The sequence below is a fragment of the Methanoregula sp. genome, from assembly GCF_049510175.1.
In the GTDB taxonomy this organism is placed as follows: domain Archaea; phylum Halobacteriota; class Methanomicrobia; order Methanomicrobiales; family Methanospirillaceae; genus Methanoregula.
In genome coordinates, this window is sequence record NZ_JBEKZF010000003.1 from 85515 (window position 1) to 103778 (window position 18264).

The window sequence follows — 18264 nt, forward strand, 5'->3', positions numbered from 1 at the left end:
TTCTGTTCCGGTCCTGAGGAATTCTCTCCGAATATCCTGAAATGTTTCCGGGTGGTGGACATCCGCCTCCGGATCCGGTGTTCACCAGAATCCGGCACCGGCAAACGGAGCCCTATACAGGCTTATTTTAACCCTGAAGGGGATGAAGTCTCCACATTAATGGGATACACAGAATATCCGGCAAGCTCATGTTACTAGGGATATGCACTGCCATAACTCCGAGAATTTTCCGGAAATAATCGGGAAAAGTTCTCATACTTTCGAGCTTATTGTTTCCGGATCCCGGCTGCAAAATTTTCCAGAGTTCCGGTGAAGGATCCACTCTCAACATCTTTCTCGATGGTCGATGCGGACGAGACGAACGTCATTCCCTTGTTCTCCAGCGCTTTCCTCACAACCGCGACAGCAGACTTGTCGCCCCGGCCGCCCATCTCGATCAGCACGTGGAACGGTTTCCCGGCGCCGCCCATCACCGAGTCGAGGTACGCGTTCACGTACGGCGGAACCTTCCCGGCCCAGACCGGGCTTGCGATGACGAGCGTGTCGATGCCGGTGAGATCGGACTTCGTGGGTTTGATGGACGATTTCATTCCAAAGAACGCCTTCATCGCACCCCCAGCCACGCGAACATCTTGGGCCGGCTCGATCCGGACCAGTTCCGCATCCAGCAGTTTCGCAAGGGCGGTAGCAGTTTTTTCCGTATGCCCTTTCCACGAGAAATATACAATCCTGGTTGTCATCTCTTGTACCGGTGTTAGTGGTTGGGGAAAAAGGTGACGATGGGGTGAGGGGATGATGCTGATATGATGATGTCTGAAAATAAACTAAAAAAGTAAGCCTCAGCCAAGAACCGAGACTTTATGTTCGATTCTATCATTTTTTCAGACTTTTTAGAAAATTTTTGGAATTATGCTCTTACTGAGAAGTAATTGGTTATTCCTCTTTAAAAATTCGCTCATTTCTGTAAAGCACCCAAAAGTGACGCACAGATTTTCGTCGGAAAAATCTTGATTTCGGGGGTTACGCTCAACGGGGTCCAGGCCCCTTGCCGCGTGGGCTTCCCCACTTGATCGGACATATTCCTGGAAGCCGGTCGCGGAGCAGATCTCCCCTTGAATCCCTTCAGTTTTCCTCAATCCTGATGATCTGCACAGGGCAAAGATCCGCAGCATCCCGCGCGCAATCGTTCAGATCCGCCGGAGGCGTACCCTGTGCAATATCCCCGTTGAGCCTGAATTTCTCAATTACCTAGCTGAACGAATCATCGGGATTCTGTTCGAAAAAGCCCGGGCAGGTATCCCAGCAGGATCCGCAACTGACGCATGTCGAACGATCAATTATTACTTTCACGACATTTCTCCGCCTCTTCCCTATTGATTCTGGTCATAGGTTCGACAGGGATTCTGTAATACTGCTTGCATTACTTCACTCGGCTCGTCTTCAGGTTTGTAAATTCGTGATCTATGTCATCATCGGAATACCCAAGCAACAGTAACTCCCTTTTCAGGTCATCGAGAGGTAATATCAGAGAACCCGCCTGAGAGAACCCCGCCAGAATCCGGGTGAACAATGCAAGGAATTCATCCGGCCGGCAATGAGAAATATGGTGCAAAAATAAAACCAAAGCGTTTTTCATCACATCGCGACCGTATAAATCCGGCCGGTCCCGGGAAGATTCCAGTTTTTCTTTCCAGGCATCGCTCAAATCATGTTCCCTGCAGAACTCTGAAATATTTCCCGATGACAGATAATCATCGATAGGATACCGAAATAACTGAGTAGTCATTCTTTTGATTGTTTTTTCAGTATCCTGAGACATAGTGAAGTTCCCTGAATTTGATATCCGGCTACGGTCAGTAGGTATTATTCTCAACCCGATGTTACTGAATTATTATTGTACTTTCGCAAACTGATCTTTTTCTACCCCACACTCCGGGCAGATCCAATCATCTGGTAATGCATTAAATTCCATACCGGGTTGAATTCCCGCTTTGGGATCTCCTTTCTTCGGGTCATAGATATATCCGCAAACCAGACACTCGTAAGACGCCATATGAGCTGTTATTTCTGTCGCCATATTTTCTCTTGAGTTAGTGTGTCAATGGTGCCCGCACCCGGCTTTCTCCTCATGCTTCTCACCATGTCCGGCTGCAGTTGTCACTGACTGCCAGAGATGATGGGAATAAACGACCCAGCCGATGAATGCCTCTATGTATTCCCGGCCGGCAGCCACATCGTTCACGTCATACTTTTTCTTTGCCATAACGTGATGGAAGCGATGGGTCAGATCGTCTTCAACGGTCTTGAGAATAAACCCGATCGATTCCTTGGGATCCCCGGTCTCGATGGCTTTCTCCGCTCTTGGGACAACCGGACCTTCGCTGAGACCGGCGGGTTTCATGCCGGTATATGCTGCTCCCTCACCGGCGCGGTGGAGCCGGATAGTATTTTCGAAGAACCAGTCATCGGCAACTTCCATCGCATCCTTTCCGGCTTTCCTCGTACGCAGGGTTTTCTCGAAGATACCTTTGAGTTCTGTCTCGGACTCTTTCGGTATCCAGATCAGTACATAATTAAGATTCCCCGTTTCCAGCGCTTTCATCGCAGCTTTCACAACGGGCCCATCTCTTGTATCGCAATGTGGTGGCATAGACTTTCACTTTTATTTAGTTTCATTCAAATTTCTGAGCAGAGCGTTTGGCTCTTTATTCGACCGGTGTTGATTATTTTCTGGTCAGAGAACTTCACCTGATATTGTGAACTTCCCATCATCCCTCTTTCATCTCTATGAGTTTCCGATACGTCTCCTCACCCACACACTCCTTTGCATACTACACCACTGGACACACGAGAGAATATCGTTATAGATGATAAAGCCGCAGTTGTCACAGGCCACTTTGACATCATTTGAGAAGATCTCGACTTCGTTACCGCACTGCGGGCACTTTTTTATCGAGAGCGTTGGGGTCCTGAGGTTGGCAGCTCCGGGACAATGGTCAAGCACCGGTTACCCTCCTGGTTTTTTATATTCCAACAACAACGCTTCGCCATACTCCTTTGTTTTTTTAGTAGGGACATAGTTGAGCGCCTTCGTCCGTGTGAGCAGTTCCTCGGTAATGACGGTGTCATCGGAAAGATTCAGTTTCCTTACCTCTGCGATAATCCAGTCCAGTTTGTCAATTCCCGTTCCTTTCCCGTCTACGAGAATCTGTTTGATGTTAATCTTGTCCGGGGGGATACCTCCGCAGATGGTGCAATAGTATCCGTCCTGATCATTCCCGCCCATTTGTTACCCCCGTATCATGGTCAGCGTCATCTTGAATTTCGTGATGGCACTAAGTGCGTGGGGAGCATTTGCCGGAAAGATGATGGTCTGGCCCGCTTTCATCTGGAGGGTAGCACCGGCAACCCAAACCTCACACTCACCTTCGAGGATAGTAACCACAGCGTCATACGGGGCCGTGTGCTCGGAGAGTCCCTCATTCTCATCGAAGGAAAAGACGGTGATACTCCCTGCCTTGTTGTTGATGATCATCCGGCTCGCGACCGTGCCCTCCGCATAGTCCACAAGCTCCGGAAGAGTGATGATCTTTCCTTTCAGTTCCTCGCGCTTCTTGTCGTGCTTATCCGGATTTTCTAATTTGAATTCCACCATACAATCCCCCCTTATCTCTTCCTGGTTATGCTGAACCGGGCAACATGCCCAGCTGCTGCATCAGTCCCATCAGGTTGACCTCGCCCCACAACTCGGCGATCTTCCCGTCCTTGATACGAAAAATCTCAATGGCCGTCAGGGTAATTGCTTTTCCCGTAGGTGGAACGCCCATGAATTCCCCGTTGTGTGTGCCGCGTGCCGTGAAACGGGCAATTACCCGATCCCCGTCAGCCATGATGTCGTCAATGGTCACATACAATCCGGCAAAGGCAGCCCGGCAGGTTGTGATCACATTGTTCATCTCCTCTATGCCGGGTCCGGGTGTCGGCAGCGGTGTGTGCAGGGAAAATTCGGGATGAAGCAGTGCGCCGGCTGTCGCAAGGTCGCCTTTTGACGGTCCCACCTCGAAAAATTTCCGGACAATTGCGATATTTGCATTCTCTGTTCGTGTCTGAGTCATGCAGTATGCTTGGCAGATAACTATATAATTTTGTTGTCCCTAACAAAGTAACAAATGGATTCAGCAGTGGAAAACCTAGTCCAGCTGGGACTCAAAGAATATGAGGCCAAGATCTATGTCGCTCTCGTCGGCCTTGGTGAAACAAATGTCCGCAGAATCCATGAAGTTAGTGGTGTCCCGCGCCCCCGCGTGTACGATGTTCTTCATGCACTCGATGAAAAGGGATTCATCGAGATACGGCAGGGAAGTCCGTTGATGTATTATGCGGTCCGGCCGGATATTGTCGTATCTTTCTTAAAAAAAGATCTCGATACTGCTGCATCGGAAAGTGTAAAGACCCTGGAGGCTCTCTCGCTCGATGCCCAGCAGGATTATTCGCCGATATGGTATGTTCATTCAGACTGGACTATCCAGCGGAATCTTGAGGTGCTGGTTGAAGGGGTTACCCGTGAACTCATCATTCTTTGTTTCAACAAGGAGACACTGGTAAAATTCCAGGAGCCTATCTTGTCTATCGCAAAGGATCATGCGGCAAAAATCCTGTTCCCGGAAGGTTCTGCAGAGGGGATCGCACCCCTGGATGGCGTCAGGTACTTTGAAGCCGGAATCCTCAAGGATTTCTTTGGTGTGAATGTTTTCGGAAAAATATTCTCCGCACCAATTCGCAGAGAAGGTGCACTCTTCGAACTTGAGTGTATTTTTATTGCCGATGATCAGGAATCAATGCTTATCTACTCACAGAACGGGAAACGAATGGCGGTCATTATCACGCTCCCCTTTATTACCTGTGTCCAGAGCATTTTGTTCTCCCGAATGATCGAAGAAGCGCATGAAATTACCGGCAACGTGGAGAGCACAAGGGAAAGCACAAACAAGACCGGAAAAAAATCTCATCGAAAACGTTCAACTAAGGAGTCGTGAGGACTATGACAAATTCCACAGAAGGAGCAATTCTCCAGCGGGACGGCCGGACATATGCGGTCACTACGCGAATACCTGCCGGTATTATTACGCCGGATCAACTGGAAACAATTGCCAGAGTAGGGAGGAAGTTCAATGTTCCGATTCTGAAGATTACTTCAGGCCAGCGTGTTCTGTTTGCTGGTCTTGAGCCCGAAGATATGCAGAACATCATCAATGATCTGGGTCCGCTTGCAAAACCCGAGTGTGCTCCCTGCGTTAAGTTTGTCCAGGCATGCCTTGGTACTGACTGGTGCAAGTACGGCAAACAGGACTCAATCGGGCTTGCCCGCGCCATTGATGAAAAGTTCAAAGACCAGACCTTCCCGGCAAAGATTAAGATTGGGGTCTCAGGCTGCCCGCGCTGTTGTAGTGAAAGTCATACGCGGGATATTGGAATTGTAGCAACCCCAAATGGCTGGACCGTCTTTTTCGGAGGGAACGCTGGTACCCGGCCCCGGTTCGGAGATCTCATCGCACGGGATCTCTCTGCCGACGAGGTGGTGGATTGTGCGCAGCGTCTTGCCCAGTATTACGGGAGCCATGCAAAACCGCACGAACGAACCGCTCGCTTCATAGAACGCATTGGTATTGACTTGGTGAAATCGGAATTGCTTTCGCTGATTCCATACATTCCTCTTGAAAAGGTGAAATGAGTATGAAGATTACTGAAGTTGCAAAAATAGCGTCAATCAAGAATCCGCACAATGTTGATGTGCGTAAGATTTTCGAATCCCCGGATACCGCTGCTGTTGTAATTACCCTTAAACCCGGTGAATCACTCAAGAAACATGTTACGCCTGTCAATGTTTTTTTCTATGTACTCGAAGGAACCGGAATTGTCGAAATTGGTGACGAACGGCAGACTGTCGGTAAGGATTCCGTGGTTGAGAGTCCCGCCATGATTGCTCATACCTGGATAAATGAAAGCAAAGCGGTGTTCCGGGTGATGGTGGTAAAGATGTTAACGACCGGCAAAGGAAAAGATTCCCGGCTGCTCTGAAACTACGATATAAGACGGTCGCGGAGCAGGGGCGAGCACGGCGGAGCTGTACGAAGAATGCGACGCGGTCGGTGGCAAACCGTTTCCGCGGCATTCCCGCTCGCTACACTTTCCTCTATTCTGCTCGCTCACATATTCACCCTTGCTTTCGCGGGATCGCCCTTTTTGGTACGATGACGTTCCTTCCTTGTCGCGATGATCCGGTGCCAACGGTGCCCTAAGCGAAATGCTAATCGTTATGTAGTGGTGAAATCTAAGTGACTCACGACTGCATGACAACTCTCTTAATGCGTGTCCTGACGTTTTAAATAGATAATTAATGTTCAAATCTCTAAAAAGCCATAAATGCCAAGAAAAACCTTAAAATAAGCTCTAAATCAAAAAATAACTCAAATTTGAGCCCAAGCCTCAGCCGTGATTTGAACACGGGACCTGCTGATTACAAGTCAGCCGCTCTGCCAACTAAGCCACTGAGGCGCTATAGTATTTTGACGCTGGATAGTAAAAAAGATGGTGCCCGGCCCGACAGTAACCCGCAGGAAAGTGAATTACCGGCAGAATCCGGAAGTACAAGAAATAATGCAAATGCCTTATACCCACCGGCACAGACGTAGTTATACAGATGGCCCAACTGACCGTGGATATCGGGGGCAGCCCGGGTGTCGGCTGCCGCGGTTTCTGCGAATACTGTTATTTCAAGAAAGTCCGGGGGGTTCAGCCCCTCGGATGCCGTTACTGCCTGCCGTTCAAGAAGGGCTGCGACTACTGCACCCGGGGTGTGAAGGAGGAGTACGCCGGGTTCAAGGATCTCCGGAGCATCGCGGACGAGACGCTCGCAGCCCTCCAGTCAAAGCAGGGTGATGTCGAGCGGATTACGATCAGCGGTGGGGGTGATCCGAGCTGTTACCCGCAGTTTGCGGACCTCATCGAGCTGCTCGGCAGCACACAAGCCCCGCTCCATATCGGGTACACGAGCGGGAAGGGGTGGGACGACCCGGCAATCGCCGACCTCCTGATCGAGAACGGGCTTTCCGAGATCTCCTTCACGGTCTTTGCCACCGACCCGAAACTCCGGAAGAAGTACATGCACGACCCGACCCCGGAGGCCTCGCTCGCGATCCTCGAAAAGCTCTGCGGTGCGGTTGATGTATATGCCGCAACGGTCGTCCTCCCGGGCGTGAATGACGGCAAGGTGCTGGAGGAGACCTGCCAGTGGCTTCAAGACCGGGGGGCAAAAGGCCTGATCCTGATGCGGTTTGCAAACAATGCCGACCAGGGTCTCATCCTCGGCAACGGCCCGGTCATGGGAAAGCAGAAGATCCAGAGCGTGGAATCGTTCCGCGACCTGATCACGGACCTGAGTAAGAAGTTCGCGATGAAAATTTCCGGCACGCCGCTCTGGGACCCGGAGATTGGGTCGCCATTCGTTATCCGCTACGAACCGGACCTGCTCGCAAAACTCCCCCGGGTCACAAAACGGGCGAGCGTGATCAGCGGGAGCATCGCCACGCCATTCATTGACACAATACTCTCTGCCTGCGGTTCGGAGGTGCCGGTCGTCCCGGTAAAGAAGGAGATCGCCTGTCTGATCACTGCTGATGATCTCCGTAGTCTCGATCTCAGGGCGCTCGAACCGGTTGTCATCATTCCCGGCCGGGTTTTCGTGCACGATGCTGAGGCGCAGGAGATCCTGTCACGCGATGGTATCGATCGTGTTGTGATCCGGGGGCCTGAGCAGCTGACTGCCGATGCCGAGACCAGTATGGGGATGACCCGCGACCAGGTGCTCGCCATGGAGATGGAAGGGTTTGCCAGCCTGATTTGGACGATCAATCAGAACGGGGTATAACGGCGACTGTTCAATCTTCCGCTTTAATCGTAAAAGTTATCAATATCTTTTATGAGGTCTCCCCGCATCAGGGCCTCTCCGGGGATTGAGTGGTTCATCAGAACCACGAAATCGAGAAGAACCATCAGGTTCTTCGAAGTACGGCGGGGCAATGCGTTTTATTTAAAAAATCAGTTTTTTGTCACAATCCTGATGACGGGGTAAACTTGGAAGTGACAACTCCCGGACAGGTAATTCCCGCAGCATCGCAATGCGGGGATGCCCACGTGGCGGGGAGGCAATCGTCGCATCAGCGAAGAGAGCCTTATGGCTCTCTTCTCGTGTTCCTTCGTCACACAGGGAGGATTGACTGGAGAAGAATCCGTAAGGATTCTTCGACTGCGGAGTACCAAAGTCGAAGAGCCCGATGGCTCTTCTCCTGTCTCATCTCTGATGAGATTCGACACCCCCAAGAGCGTCAAATCTCCCACTCAAAAATTTAAAAAAATCCATTCCTGAAATCAGGAAAAAATCAGAAAAATGCTGCGGGAGGGTTACGATCCCCCGATCTCCAGATCTCTCGAAGCCGCGAAGATGAGTTCAACAACCCTATGAGTCTGGCGCCCTAACCAGCTAGGCCACCGCAGCACAAAAGTGCATAATAAAAACGCCGTAAAAACTATTAAAGGTTCTTATAACCCGCGTCAGTCCTTTTTCTGCTGGAGGTACATGTTGACCGCTGCGGTGATTGCTGCGACTTTTTTTCCCTGGTCAAAGGACCCTGCAAGCGTCTGCATGCGGGCCTCTTCGTCGCGTGTGTACCGGTCGAGCGTGCTCAGGATATGCTCTTCCTGTAAAAAGTGCGTATGAGTATTTCCCTCCATGAACTGCTGGTTGTTCATGATCGCATAATGGAGCGGTATTGTTGTCCTGATACCGAGTATGATATATTCAGAGATGGCCCGCCGCATCCGCTTGATCGCCTCGATGCGGGTGCTGTCCCAGGCACAGAGTTTTGCGATCATCGAATCGTAATTTGCAGGGATTGTATATCCCATATGGATGCCGCTGTCGACCCGTATGCCGGGACCGCCCGGGGAGCGGTACCGTATGATCTTACCCGGATCGGCGGCGAAATTATTGAGTGGGTCTTCGGCATTGATACGGCATTCGATCGCATGCCCGCGGATGGAGAGATCCTCCTGTCCGAACGGGAGCGATTCACCGGCTGCAATGGCAATCTGCTGTTTGACCAGATCAATTCCCGTAATAATCTCCGTGATCGTATGTTCGACCTGGAGACGGGTATTCATCTCCATGAAGTAATAATTTCCCTGGCTGTACAGGAACTCGACAGACCCGGCATTGGAATAATCCGAGGCTTTCGTGACCATCAGCGCGGATTGCGACATTCTCTCCCGCAGTTCGGGTGTCATGATCGGGCAGGGTGCCTCCTCGATAAGTTTCTGGTGGCGGCGCTGGATGGAGCACTCGCGATCGTACAAGTGAACTGCATTCCCCTGTTCATCGGCCAGCACCTGGAACTCGATATGCCGCGGTTTGATGAGATATTTCTCGATGAAGACCGTCGCGTCTCCGAACGCGGACTGGGCAATACGCTGGCTCGCCGTGATTGCTTCTTCGAGAGAGTTCTCACTGTCAACGATCTGCATGCCGATGCCACCGCCACCGGCACTTGCCTTGACGATGACCGGGTAGCCGATCCCGGCAGCAACTTCTTTTGCATCATCGATATTCGTGATGCCACTGTCAGTGCCCGGAATAACAGGGACTCCGGCTTCTTTCATCATCTGCTTGCTGCCGATCTTGGAGCCCATCGCCTTGATGGTCTTCCATCGCGGGCCAATAAAAATGACATTTTCGTCAAGACAGAGTTTGGCAAAACGGTAGTTCTCTGCAAGGAACCCATACCCGGGATGAATAGCCTCCGCGCCGCTCTTTTTGGCAATGTCGATGATGCGTTCCATGTTGAGATAACTTCTGGAGGGGGGCGCCTCGCCGACATGGAATGCCTCGTCCGCGTATTTCACATGGAGGGCATTCCTGTCCGCATCAGAATAGATGGCCACGGTCTCGATGTCGAGCTCGCGGCATGCCCGCATCACCCGGATGGCAATTTCGCCGCGGTTGGCGATCAGGAGTTTTTCAAAAAATTTCATTGCACCACCAGCAGGACATCGCCGTTCTGGACGACATCGCCGGTATCAACAAAGATCTCGGTGACCTTTCCATCTGAGGGACTGTGGATGGGGTTCTCCATCTTCATCGCTTCAAGGACGATAAGGGTATCACCTTTCTTTACCACCGAACCCCGGCTGACGAGCACCTGGAGGACCATGCCCTGCATATTGCTCTTGATACCTCCGGCAAATTCACCGCGGGGGGCCTTTCGGGGTGCGACACCGGTCACTTCGACTTTGCTTCCCCCGACGGAGACGATCTTGACCGAGAAGACTTCCCCGTCGACTTCGACCTCCATCTGGCTGGGGATGTCGCCGGACGGTTTCGGGGCCGATTGCTTTTTCGGGATATCTTCCATGGTCCGTTCTCCCCTGAGGAAGGAGGGTGCGATGGCGGGATAGAGGATATAGGTCAGGACGTCCTCCTCTTTTTTTACGAGCCCGGCCTTTATTGCCTCTTCCCTCATGTTCTCGTAGGCAGGTTCGAGGAGATCGGCTGGCCTGACCGTGATCACTTCCTCATCACCGATGATCAGTGTCCGGATCTCATCGCTTACCGGGCCGGGGGATTTGCCATAGAGGCCCCGCACATAATCCTTGACTTCCTTCGTCACATTCCGGTACCGCTGGCCGTTTACCAGTACGTTGAGCACGGCCTGGGTCCCGACAATCTGGCTTGTAGGTGTTACGAGGGGCGGGTAGCCGAGATCCTTTCGTACCCGTGGGATCTCCGCAAGCACTTCATCCCAGCGGTCGAGAGCATCCTGTTCCTGCAGCTGCGATACGATATTGGAGATCATGCCCCCGGGCAGCTGGTAGATGAGGACATCGCTGTCCACCCGTTCTGATATCGGGTTGAGCAGCCCGCCGTATTTTTCCCGGATCTGCAGGCACAGGTTGCGGACGGCCCTGAGTTTGATTAAATCGATACCGGTATCGCGGGGTGTACCGATCAGGGACGCGACAATACTTTCTGTCGGCGGCTGGGATGTCCCCATGGAAAAGGGGGACATCGCAGTATCGAGAATGTCCACCCCGGCTTCAATGGCCGCCTGGTAACTCATGGGCGCGATCCCACTCGTGGAGTGGCTGTGAAGGCAGACCTTGACGTCGACTGCCTTTTTAATGCCGGTGATCAGTTCCCGTGCCGCTTCCGGCATGATGAGGCCGGCCATATCCTTGATGCAGATGGAATCGCAATCGAGTGCGTACAGCTCTTTTGCCATCTCGATGAATGTCCGGGTGCTGTGGACGGGGCTGGTAGTATAGCATATTGTGCTCTGCAGGTGGGCCCCCACGGCTTTGACCCGCTGCATCGACCTCTTCATATTCCTGATATCGTTCAGCGCATCGAAGACGCGGAAGATATCGACTCCGTTCTTGTGCGAGGCATCGACAAACCTGTCGACCACATCGTCCGGGTAATGGCGGTACCCGACCAGGTTCTGTCCCCTCAGGAGCATCTGGATGGGGGTATGCGTGAGTTCTTCCTTGAGTGCCTTCAGCCGGTCCCATGGATCGTCATTTAAAAACCGTATGCAGGTATCAAACGTTGCACCGCCCCATGCTTCAACGGAAAAAAAACCGCAGTGATCGATCTCACGTGCGAGAGGAAGCATGTCTTCCGTCCGGAGACGTGTGGCAATGAGTGACTGGTGGGCGTCACGGAGGGTGGTATCGGTGATCAGGACTTTTTTTGTGGACGCGGCGTGCATGAAGGAGACCTCTGCCGGGCAGCAGGATGATATTCAGCCTCTCAAAACTTCATCGGTATAGTATAAAAAATTCACTAACAGGAATGAAAGCGATGATGAGCACGCATAGTGCAGACAGGCTGGAGAGTATATCCCTTCCCGGTGTCGTAAACTCAGGGCAGAGCATACCCCCGTCACGGTACCCCCGCACAGCCATGAGTTCCGCAGTATTTTCCGCCCGGGAGAGTGCACCATTCACCAGGACGAAACCGGCGGGAACAAGCGTCTTCCACCCCGGTCGTATACCTTTAAGTGTTTCTGCAATCCGGATCTGGTTGAAATCGCTGACCAGCAGGTGCATCGTCTGCAACCCCATATCGGCAAGCATGCCGAGTTCGAATCCCACACGGTCTCCCATGAGCCATACGCCGAGTTTGAGGAATTCTCCGCTCTTCTGCTCGGCATACATCCAGAACCCGATGAGAATTATTACCATCATACGAATAAAATAGGAGACCCCGTCGCCTCCGGTCAACGCAAGGACGATACTGAAAAATGCGATCATGGCTGCAACGGGAATAATCACCCGGATTTGTGCCCGGGAGAAACGGCCGGTAAATACGATCCACCATATGCATGCCGCCGCCGCTCCCGGGATACTGATGAAAGCCGAGATACAGAGAAGGACTGCAGTCCCGGTGCGCAACCTTATGTCCTGCATGCGGCCTCCAGGAGATCGGCTGGCGTGATGTTGTGGGGAATTTTTCCCCGGGCAAGGAGCTGTTTTACCAGCTGTGGCGCGTGTTCCCATCCCGCAAGTGCCTCCGGAACGCGTCCCCGGCAATGAAGTACGCCGCCCGAGATCTCCCAGATAAAATCCACGCGCGGGAATATCATCTGCTCATGCGTGAAGATGACCGTTATCCCCTTTGTGCGCCGGGAGATATCCGCACAATAACGCTCTTTTTCCCGGCAGTCAAGGGAACTGAAGGGTTCATCAAGTACCAGAAGATCGTAATCTCTGGCCATAACACAGGCGAGATGGAGACGCTTCAACTCGCCCCTGCTCAACCGCAGGGGTGAGAGGTCTTCTTTGCCGGAAAGATTCGCTGCCTTCACCGTTGCAGAGGGATCAATACCCCACGAGGTACATTCGTCCATGACGGTAGAACCCGTGACATGGTATTCCGGAAACTGGAACGAGACCATCAGGGAAGAAACGTGTTCACGGTCAACTGTACCTGCGGAAGGCTGCAACAAACCTGCGAGGATAAGTGCAAGTGTTGTCTTCCCGCTGCCGATATCGCCGCTGACCAGGTGGATGCCTTCCGTGAATCTGCCGTGGGCAGACAATGACCATTTTTCCCGGGTTATGCAGGTGGCATTGAGAGTAACCCTCATATCCCGCACCTCAAAGAAAGGGGGTAGAACGGGGTGCCGGACAGGGCGGCAAAGACCTCCCGGGGGGAACCGTTATACCCGGCCCTGCCGTTTTCGAGCCAGATAAGCCTGTCCCCACGTGTGGCGGATTCCATCTGCTGGGTGCACCGGATCACGTAGGGAACACCGCTCTTTCTGACCAGGTGATCAATCTCCATGGCCCGGGTTTCATCGAGATGCGAGTCATATTCATCGAGAACGAGCACCTGCGGGTGATGGATAAGTGATGCAGCGAGAGCAACAAGGATCTTCTCTCCCCCGGAGAGTTCCCGCATCCCCCTGTCCCGCAGGGGCATGATGCCCATAAACTCCAGATGGCTGTCGACACGATCAGAAATCTCACGACAGGGAATGCGTTGGAAGCGCAGGGGGGAGGCAATCTCATCCACGACTGTATCGAAAAGGATGTTACGGTCAGGGAATTCATTCACCCATCCAATCTCCGTTTTGCGCGGGGGCAGGTCATCAACCAGCACCGTTCCCGCATCCGGTTCGGTGATCCCGGCACAGATCTTCAAGAGGGTCGTTTTTCCGCTGCCATTCGGGCCGATGATCGAAGTAATCCCCGGCAGAATGTCCAGTGAACCGATATCGAGCACCTGATGACGGAGGTAGCGTATCGAGATCATACGAGTCGCCCGGCGATCGCGTAAGCCGCACCGGCCTTGATCGCGTCGCCGATCATAAATGGCAGGACGCCGGCAGAAAATGCGGGGACACGCCCCATCCCAAGGGAATACATCAGCCATGCCATTCCAAAGAGCCAGATGATTACCGTCCCGGCAACAAGCCCGCCAATATGGAAATACCGGGATTTTCTCTCATACGCCAGACCGACAACAAGAGCCGCGAAGACAAACCCGATGAGATAACCGCCCGTTGGGCCCAGAAGCACGCCCGGCCCAGCCATGCCATTGTGGAATACCGGGAGACCGAGTGCCCCCATTACGATGAAGGCTGTAACCGGAATAACTGCCTGCCTTCTCATTACTGTCCCGGCGAGTAATACAAAGAGGGTCTGGAGGGTGAATGGTACCGGGATACAGGGAATGGAGATCCAGCTTCCCAAGGAAATGAGACCAATAAATGCGGCAGAGTATGCAATCAGTCTTGATCGTTGCAGGTCGCCAAACATCGTCAACCATTAAAAAAACGATGGTTGACGATAAAAATGTACCCTGTCACTGGTGATAACAATCGCCGGCGATAACGCGTTCGAGTTTCCCGTTGTCCTTTCGTATGATCAGTGCGCCAAATTCATCGATGTCTACGGCTTCCCCTTCAAAACTGTTTTTAAGGGTCCGGATCTGGACCCGGTTGTCGAGAGTGCAGGAGATGCTCTTCCATTCCTGGATGATCGAGTCGTACTCACCGCTTTCAATCAGCAGATACCTGCTCTCGAACTCCTTGAGAATGCGTGCAAGGAATGAGGCGCGGTCAACCGTATGGCCCACTTCGGCACAGATAGAGGTGATCTGGTTCCGGAGATCCGGTGAAAAATTGGTGATAGACACGTTTACGTCAATGCCGATGGAGAGGAGACTGTGATGCACAACATCCGATTCTGCCGAAAGTTCGAGCAGCAGCCCTGCCACTTTTTTGTTGCCAATGAAGATGTCATTGGGCCATTTGATCAGGGCCCCGAGGTTGAACTCTTTCCGGATGGCCCGCGCTACCGCGATCGAACCGGCCATCGTGATCATGAAGACATGATCGACAGGGACATGGGGTTTGAGGACGATGGTGATCCAGATCCCCCCGCTGGGAGAGACCCATGCCCGTCCCATCCTGCCGATCCCTCCGGTCTGCTCTTCAGCAATGATGACCATGCCGTGCATCTTCTCCACATCGCCATCTGAACAGAGCTGCTTCCCGACCCAGATGGTCGAGGGGGTGTTTTCCAGGTACCGTATCTTCTTGCCGATAAACCGGGTCTGGAGTTTCTTGTGAATTTCATAGGGAAGCAGTTTGTTGCTGGGATGGGTGAGCCGGTATCCCTGTTTCTGGGATGATGAGATGTCATACCCCATCATGCGGAGTTCGTTGATGTGTTTCCATACTGCAGAGCGGGTAATCCCCAGCTCATTGCTGATCGTCTCACCGGAGAGGGGGCCCTGTGCACGTTCGAGAATCTCAAGTACTTTAAATGCAGAATCCGGCATGGTATCACCGCTTGGAATCGATCTGCTCTGATTCAAGGGGGCAGGGGTCTTTGCCGCACACCTGCTTGAGGATCGCGGACTGGTGTTCCATGAGCGTAGCGAGATCAAATATACCCGTGATATCGACAATACCAATGGCCCCGATTGCATTTCCGCGACCATCGCGTAAGGGAGTGACTCTCACCGGGACTCCCTTGTATGGCCCGGTTGATGGCGTCACCTGTATCTGCTGGTTTTTAGCGATCGCCTCGAGAAGAATCGGACCGTTGTAGTGGCGATCGATGATCCTGCCGTCCTCTACCCGGATCCCGTCCCTGTCCCGGGATTTTGCCGTTACCGGAAGGCGGTGGATCAGTTCATGGACTGCGAGGACAATGGGTTCGAGATCGTGTGCCTCTGCACTGCAGGATAACATATACTGGTCCAAGGAATTACCTCAATACTCTGGTCATTCTTTATCTAGAAGAAGATTACGTTCGGAACAGAGGCTCTGCTTCGGCTGGCAAAACCATGACGGCCAATCACCGCGAAATGTATTCTTACGAATAACTGGCGCAAATTGTTAGTGAATATTTTATGAGGGCTCCCCGTATCAGGGCCCCTATGGGGACCGACGAAGGAGGTCGAGAAGGTTGAATGAACTTCGAGTCACGGCGGGGCAGGAGGTTTTCTTTAGAGAATATTTTTTAGTTATTGATCCGCCGCGGGAGCGCCCCATCGGGGGCGGCGGCGTGCATCGTAGCGAGATGTACGGAAAGGTAATACCCGCATCATCGCAATGCGCAGGGGCGGTCCGGGGGGACAGGCACTGTCCCCTCCGTCATCATACCAGAATCTCAAAACGTTACCTGCTCCCCTTCGCAGCAGAATTTTTTGAGGAAGTTCCGCGACGGGAACTCATGAACACTTGTCACGACAATCGTACCCTTTCCACAGGTATGTTCAATGATGACATCAGAGGATTCAGCTGCCCCGATGCACATTCCCTCATGGGTCGGGAACGAGCCGTCACATTCAATGTTCCCGGGATCATAATCATCGAGAATCGTCGTGGCAACAGATCCGCCAGAACAGGTGATACTCCGTGGATGGCAGTCATGCCGGTAGATTACCGGAAACGGAAGCCAGTCGTAGGCATCGGTTCTGTTGTCTGCGGCTCCGAAGACCAGGAGATTTCCTCCCTGTTCTACGAATTTTTCAATTCTCGATGAAGAAGCACGGAGTGCGGGGAGCAGGTTCGAATAGCGGGGGTTGCCGAACCCGGTCGGCACGATCAGGCAGTTGAACAAACCCCGGAAAAACGGGGCTGCAAGCATCTGGGGAGTGACAATTTCGCAGGCAATCCCGCAGTCCTCGATCAGGCGGCTGAAGTACTGGGGGGAGTCCCAGACAAATCCTGCACGGCAACTCATCCCTTGATCACTCCGACAGGAGCGAGACGCGCCACGAGCCGTGAGATGCCGACATCATGCACAACCCTGACTACCTCGTCGCTGGGCTTGTAGACTTCCGGGGCTTCATCGGCGATCGCATTATCATGGGGAGCTCGGACAATGATCCCCTGCTTCAACAGGTTCTCCGTAACTTCCTTCCCGTTCAATCTCTTCTTTGCCTGGGAGCGGCTCATGATCCGTCCTGCCCCATGACAGGTACTGCCGAATGTCCTCTCCATGGCAGTCGCGGTCCCGCGGAGTACATAGGACGAGGTTCCCATGCTGCCGGGAATGATCACCGGCTGGCCGATGGAGGAGAGGTCTGAGGGAATATCTGCCGAACCCGGCCCGAATGCCCGGGTGGCTCCCTTGCGATGGACACAGACCCTCATGTGCTTTCCATCGATAATGTGGTCTTCAATCTTTGCCACATTGTGGGCGACATCATAGACCAGCGGCATATCCTCGTAATCGATCCCGAACATCTTTGAAAGCACCTGCCGGGTCGTGTGCGTAATCATCTGCCGGTTTGCCCAGGCATAATTTGCCGACGCTGCCATGGCACTGAGATACGCTTTCCCCTCCGGAGACGTGAGCGGTGCGCAGGCGAGCTGGCGATCGGGAAGCGTGATCTGGTATTTTTTTGTCGCGGCTTCCAGGAGTTTCAGGTGATCGGTACATACCTGGTGACCGAGTCCGCGCGAACCGCAGTGGATCATGCAGCATACCTGGCCTTCCCGGATCCCAAATGCCTCCGCTGCAACCGGGTCATAGATCTCCCGGACCACCTGCATTTCGAGGAAGTGATTCCCGGATCCAAGGGTACCCCCCTGCGGTATGCCCCGTTGCCGTGCTTTTGCCGATACGGTTCTGGTATCGGCACCTTTCATGCAACCGCTTTCTTCACAACGGACGAGATCCCGGGCAACGCCGTACCCGTTCTCGACTGCCCAGCGTGCACCTTTTACCATCATCTCATCGACAGAACGCGATGACATCTTCCGGGAGCTTTTTGCACCAACCCCGGTCGGTACCGCATTGAACAGCAGATCGATCAGGTCCCGCCGGCCGCTGATATCCTTGAGGGAAAGGGGAGTCGAGATCAGTCTCACGCCGCAGTTGATATCAAAGCCCACGCCCCCGGGCGAGATGACCCCGTTCTCTAATGAGAATGCAGCAACTCCCCCGATGGGGAACCCGTATCCCCAGTGGATATCCGGCATGGCGAGTGCATTTTTTATTATGCCCGGCATCGTGGCGACATTGGCAAGTTGCTGCAGTGCACCGGGTTCGAGGCTGCGGCCAAGTGACTCCGAAAGAAAAAACCTTGCCGGGACCCGCATGCCGGGAACAAATCCCTCCGGCACCTCCCATTCGTTTTCACCGATCCGTTTTACGCCATCAATCATCTGCTCACCCTGCCCTGTT

The 18264-nt window shown here is 53.0% G+C and carries 21 protein-coding genes, 2 tRNA genes and 1 pseudogene; 4 read left to right on the forward strand and 20 right to left on the reverse strand.

Annotation, left to right across the window (positions count from 1 at the left end):
* Positions 1–266 precede the first annotated feature (266 nt).
* The 8 genes and pseudogenes from ABSG49_RS06055 to ABSG49_RS06090 all read right to left on the reverse strand — a co-directional run bounded on the left by ABSG49_RS06055 (position 267) and on the right by ABSG49_RS06090 (position 4115).
* Positions 267–740: a flavodoxin family protein gene (locus tag ABSG49_RS06055; RefSeq protein WP_424025223.1), complete on the reverse strand. Its 474-nt coding sequence runs from the start codon at positions 738–740 to the stop codon at positions 267–269.
* 382 nt (positions 741–1122) lie between these two features.
* A pseudogene (locus ABSG49_RS06060) lies at positions 1123–1350 on the reverse strand (ferredoxin).
* 70 nt (positions 1351–1420) lie between these two features.
* Positions 1421–1819 carry a hypothetical protein gene (locus ABSG49_RS06065; RefSeq protein ID WP_424025224.1) on the reverse strand — a complete coding sequence of 133 codons (399 nt, stop codon included), beginning with the start codon at positions 1817–1819 and terminating at the stop codon, positions 1421–1423.
* A 72-nt stretch (positions 1820–1891) separates the two neighbouring features.
* Positions 1892–2077 carry a rubredoxin gene (locus tag ABSG49_RS06070; protein WP_424025225.1) on the reverse strand — a complete coding sequence of 62 codons (186 nt, stop codon included), beginning with the start codon at positions 2075–2077 and terminating at the stop codon, positions 1892–1894.
* 21 nt (positions 2078–2098) lie between these two features.
* Positions 2099–2650 (reverse strand): DUF6448 family protein, encoded by a 552-nt coding sequence (locus ABSG49_RS06075; protein ID WP_424025226.1) that lies wholly within the window; start codon positions 2648–2650, stop codon positions 2099–2101.
* A gap of 357 nt (positions 2651–3007) precedes the next feature.
* Entirely contained in the window at positions 3008–3286 is a 279-nt protein-coding gene (locus ABSG49_RS06080) for an NAC family transcription factor (protein WP_424025227.1), read from the reverse strand.
* Positions 3287–3289: 3 nt separating this feature from the next.
* Positions 3290–3655, reverse strand: coding sequence for a cupin domain-containing protein (locus ABSG49_RS06085; protein ID WP_424025228.1), 366 nt, complete (start codon positions 3653–3655; stop codon positions 3290–3292).
* Positions 3656–3680: 25 nt separating this feature from the next.
* Positions 3681–4115 carry an ester cyclase gene (locus tag ABSG49_RS06090; protein ID WP_424025229.1) on the reverse strand — a complete coding sequence of 145 codons (435 nt, stop codon included), beginning with the start codon at positions 4113–4115 and terminating at the stop codon, positions 3681–3683.
* 54 nt (positions 4116–4169) lie between these two features.
* Here ABSG49_RS06090 and ABSG49_RS06095 point away from each other — a divergent pair, with 54 nt between their 5' ends.
* From ABSG49_RS06095 to ABSG49_RS06105, 3 genes are read left to right on the forward strand one after another with little or no spacing between them, the layout of a single operon-like run.
* Positions 4170–5036 (forward strand): TrmB family transcriptional regulator, encoded by an 867-nt coding sequence (locus ABSG49_RS06095; RefSeq protein WP_424025230.1) that lies wholly within the window; start codon positions 4170–4172, stop codon positions 5034–5036.
* Positions 5037–5041: 5 nt separating this feature from the next.
* Positions 5042–5731, forward strand: coding sequence for a ferredoxin-like domain-containing protein (locus tag ABSG49_RS06100; RefSeq protein ID WP_424025231.1), 690 nt, complete (start codon positions 5042–5044; stop codon positions 5729–5731).
* A gap of 2 nt (positions 5732–5733) precedes the next feature.
* Positions 5734–6078, forward strand: coding sequence for a cupin domain-containing protein (locus ABSG49_RS06105; protein WP_424025232.1), 345 nt, complete (start codon positions 5734–5736; stop codon positions 6076–6078).
* A gap of 404 nt (positions 6079–6482) precedes the next feature.
* On the opposite strand, the gene ABSG49_RS06110 is transcribed toward ABSG49_RS06105, so the two are convergent.
* Positions 6483–6555: transfer RNA gene (locus tag ABSG49_RS06110), tRNA-Thr, on the reverse strand.
* Positions 6556–6700: 145 nt separating this feature from the next.
* Here ABSG49_RS06110 and mmp10 point away from each other — a divergent pair.
* Positions 6701–7927: a methyl coenzyme M reductase-arginine methyltransferase Mmp10 gene (gene mmp10 / locus ABSG49_RS06115; RefSeq protein ID WP_424025233.1), complete on the forward strand. Its 1227-nt coding sequence runs from the start codon at positions 6701–6703 to the stop codon at positions 7925–7927.
* A 520-nt stretch (positions 7928–8447) separates the two neighbouring features.
* Here the strand turns inward: mmp10 and ABSG49_RS06120 are convergent.
* From ABSG49_RS06120 to ABSG49_RS06170, 11 genes are all read right to left on the reverse strand, one after another.
* A tRNA-Met gene (locus tag ABSG49_RS06120) sits at positions 8448–8554 on the reverse strand.
* A 56-nt stretch (positions 8555–8610) separates the two neighbouring features.
* Entirely contained in the window at positions 8611–10086 is a 1476-nt protein-coding gene (locus ABSG49_RS06125; RefSeq protein ID WP_424025234.1) for an acetyl-CoA carboxylase biotin carboxylase subunit, read from the reverse strand.
* Positions 10083–11822, reverse strand: a complete 1740-nt coding sequence (locus ABSG49_RS06130) for a pyruvate/oxaloacetate carboxyltransferase (RefSeq protein WP_424025235.1) — start codon at positions 11820–11822, stop codon at positions 10083–10085. Before ABSG49_RS06130 ends, ABSG49_RS06125 begins: the two co-directional genes overlap by 4 nt.
* Positions 11823–11871: 49 nt before the next feature.
* Positions 11872–12522, reverse strand: coding sequence for an energy-coupling factor transporter transmembrane component T family protein (locus ABSG49_RS06135; protein WP_424025236.1), 651 nt, complete (start codon positions 12520–12522; stop codon positions 11872–11874).
* On the reverse strand, positions 12510–13202 hold the full coding sequence (locus ABSG49_RS06140) for an ATP-binding cassette domain-containing protein (RefSeq protein ID WP_424025237.1): 693 nt from the start codon (positions 13200–13202) through the stop codon (positions 12510–12512). Before ABSG49_RS06140 ends, ABSG49_RS06135 begins: the two co-directional genes overlap by 13 nt.
* A complete protein-coding gene (locus ABSG49_RS06145) occupies positions 13199–13870 on the reverse strand; it encodes an ATP-binding cassette domain-containing protein (RefSeq protein WP_424025238.1) in 672 nt (223 codons plus the stop codon). The genes ABSG49_RS06140 and ABSG49_RS06145 overlap by 4 nt, the downstream gene beginning before the upstream one ends.
* On the reverse strand, positions 13867–14376 hold the full coding sequence (locus ABSG49_RS06150) for a biotin transporter BioY (RefSeq protein WP_424025239.1): 510 nt from the start codon (positions 14374–14376) through the stop codon (positions 13867–13869). The genes ABSG49_RS06145 and ABSG49_RS06150 overlap by 4 nt, the downstream gene beginning before the upstream one ends.
* Before the next feature lie 46 nt (positions 14377–14422).
* Complete coding sequence (locus ABSG49_RS06155; protein WP_424025240.1) at positions 14423–15403, reverse strand: biotin--[acetyl-CoA-carboxylase] ligase; 981 nt, start codon at positions 15401–15403, stop codon at positions 14423–14425.
* 4 nt (positions 15404–15407) lie between these two features.
* On the reverse strand, positions 15408–15818 hold the full coding sequence (locus ABSG49_RS06160) for a DUF2111 domain-containing protein (RefSeq protein WP_424025241.1): 411 nt from the start codon (positions 15816–15818) through the stop codon (positions 15408–15410).
* A 421-nt stretch (positions 15819–16239) separates the two neighbouring features.
* Positions 16240–16815, reverse strand: a complete 576-nt coding sequence (locus ABSG49_RS06165) for a hypothetical protein (protein ID WP_424025242.1) — start codon at positions 16813–16815, stop codon at positions 16240–16242.
* Positions 16812–18245, reverse strand: coding sequence for an RtcB family protein (locus ABSG49_RS06170; RefSeq protein ID WP_424025243.1), 1434 nt, complete (start codon positions 18243–18245; stop codon positions 16812–16814). The genes ABSG49_RS06165 and ABSG49_RS06170 overlap by 4 nt, the downstream gene beginning before the upstream one ends.
* Between the last annotated feature and the right edge of the window lie 19 nt (positions 18246–18264).

What these genes read in the sequence shown, in the direction of transcription:
- ABSG49_RS06155 (WP_424025240.1), bottom strand. Translation starts at nt 15,403, where the DNA reads ATGCCGGATTCTGCATTTAAAGTACTTGAGATTCTCGAACGTGCACAG.
- ABSG49_RS06140 (WP_424025237.1), bottom strand. Translation starts at nt 13,202, where the DNA reads ATGAGGGTTACTCTCAATGCCACCTGCATAACCCGGGAAAAATGGTCA.
- ABSG49_RS06165 (WP_424025242.1), bottom strand. Translation starts at nt 16,815, where the DNA reads ATGAGTTGCCGTGCAGGATTTGTCTGGGACTCCCCCCAGTACTTCAGC.
- ABSG49_RS06090 (WP_424025229.1), bottom strand. Translation starts at nt 4,115, where the DNA reads ATGACTCAGACACGAACAGAGAATGCAAATATCGCAATTGTCCGGAAA.
- ABSG49_RS06170 (WP_424025243.1), bottom strand. Translation starts at nt 18,245, where the DNA reads ATGATTGATGGCGTAAAACGGATCGGTGAAAACGAATGGGAGGTGCCG.
- ABSG49_RS06125 (WP_424025234.1), bottom strand. Translation starts at nt 10,086, where the DNA reads ATGAAATTTTTTGAAAAACTCCTGATCGCCAACCGCGGCGAAATTGCC.
- mmp10 (WP_424025233.1), top strand. Translation starts at nt 6,701, where the DNA reads ATGGCCCAACTGACCGTGGATATCGGGGGCAGCCCGGGTGTCGGCTGC.
- ABSG49_RS06135 (WP_424025236.1), bottom strand. Translation starts at nt 12,522, where the DNA reads ATGCAGGACATAAGGTTGCGCACCGGGACTGCAGTCCTTCTCTGTATC.
- ABSG49_RS06150 (WP_424025239.1), bottom strand. Translation starts at nt 14,376, where the DNA reads ATGTTTGGCGACCTGCAACGATCAAGACTGATTGCATACTCTGCCGCA.
- ABSG49_RS06105 (WP_424025232.1), top strand. Translation starts at nt 5,734, where the DNA reads ATGAAGATTACTGAAGTTGCAAAAATAGCGTCAATCAAGAATCCGCAC.
- ABSG49_RS06100 (WP_424025231.1), top strand. Translation starts at nt 5,042, where the DNA reads ATGACAAATTCCACAGAAGGAGCAATTCTCCAGCGGGACGGCCGGACA.
- ABSG49_RS06130 (WP_424025235.1), bottom strand. Translation starts at nt 11,822, where the DNA reads ATGCACGCCGCGTCCACAAAAAAAGTCCTGATCACCGATACCACCCTC.
- ABSG49_RS06085 (WP_424025228.1), bottom strand. Translation starts at nt 3,655, where the DNA reads ATGGTGGAATTCAAATTAGAAAATCCGGATAAGCACGACAAGAAGCGC.
- ABSG49_RS06075 (WP_424025226.1), bottom strand. Translation starts at nt 2,650, where the DNA reads ATGCCACCACATTGCGATACAAGAGATGGGCCCGTTGTGAAAGCTGCG.
- ABSG49_RS06095 (WP_424025230.1), top strand. Translation starts at nt 4,170, where the DNA reads ATGGATTCAGCAGTGGAAAACCTAGTCCAGCTGGGACTCAAAGAATAT.
- ABSG49_RS06080 (WP_424025227.1), bottom strand. Translation starts at nt 3,286, where the DNA reads ATGGGCGGGAATGATCAGGACGGATACTATTGCACCATCTGCGGAGGT.
- ABSG49_RS06160 (WP_424025241.1), bottom strand. Translation starts at nt 15,818, where the DNA reads ATGTTATCCTGCAGTGCAGAGGCACACGATCTCGAACCCATTGTCCTC.
- ABSG49_RS06070 (WP_424025225.1), bottom strand. Translation starts at nt 2,077, where the DNA reads ATGGCGACAGAAATAACAGCTCATATGGCGTCTTACGAGTGTCTGGTT.
- ABSG49_RS06065 (WP_424025224.1), bottom strand. Translation starts at nt 1,819, where the DNA reads ATGTCTCAGGATACTGAAAAAACAATCAAAAGAATGACTACTCAGTTA.
- ABSG49_RS06055 (WP_424025223.1), bottom strand. Translation starts at nt 740, where the DNA reads ATGACAACCAGGATTGTATATTTCTCGTGGAAAGGGCATACGGAAAAA.
- ABSG49_RS06145 (WP_424025238.1), bottom strand. Translation starts at nt 13,870, where the DNA reads ATGATCTCGATACGCTACCTCCGTCATCAGGTGCTCGATATCGGTTCA.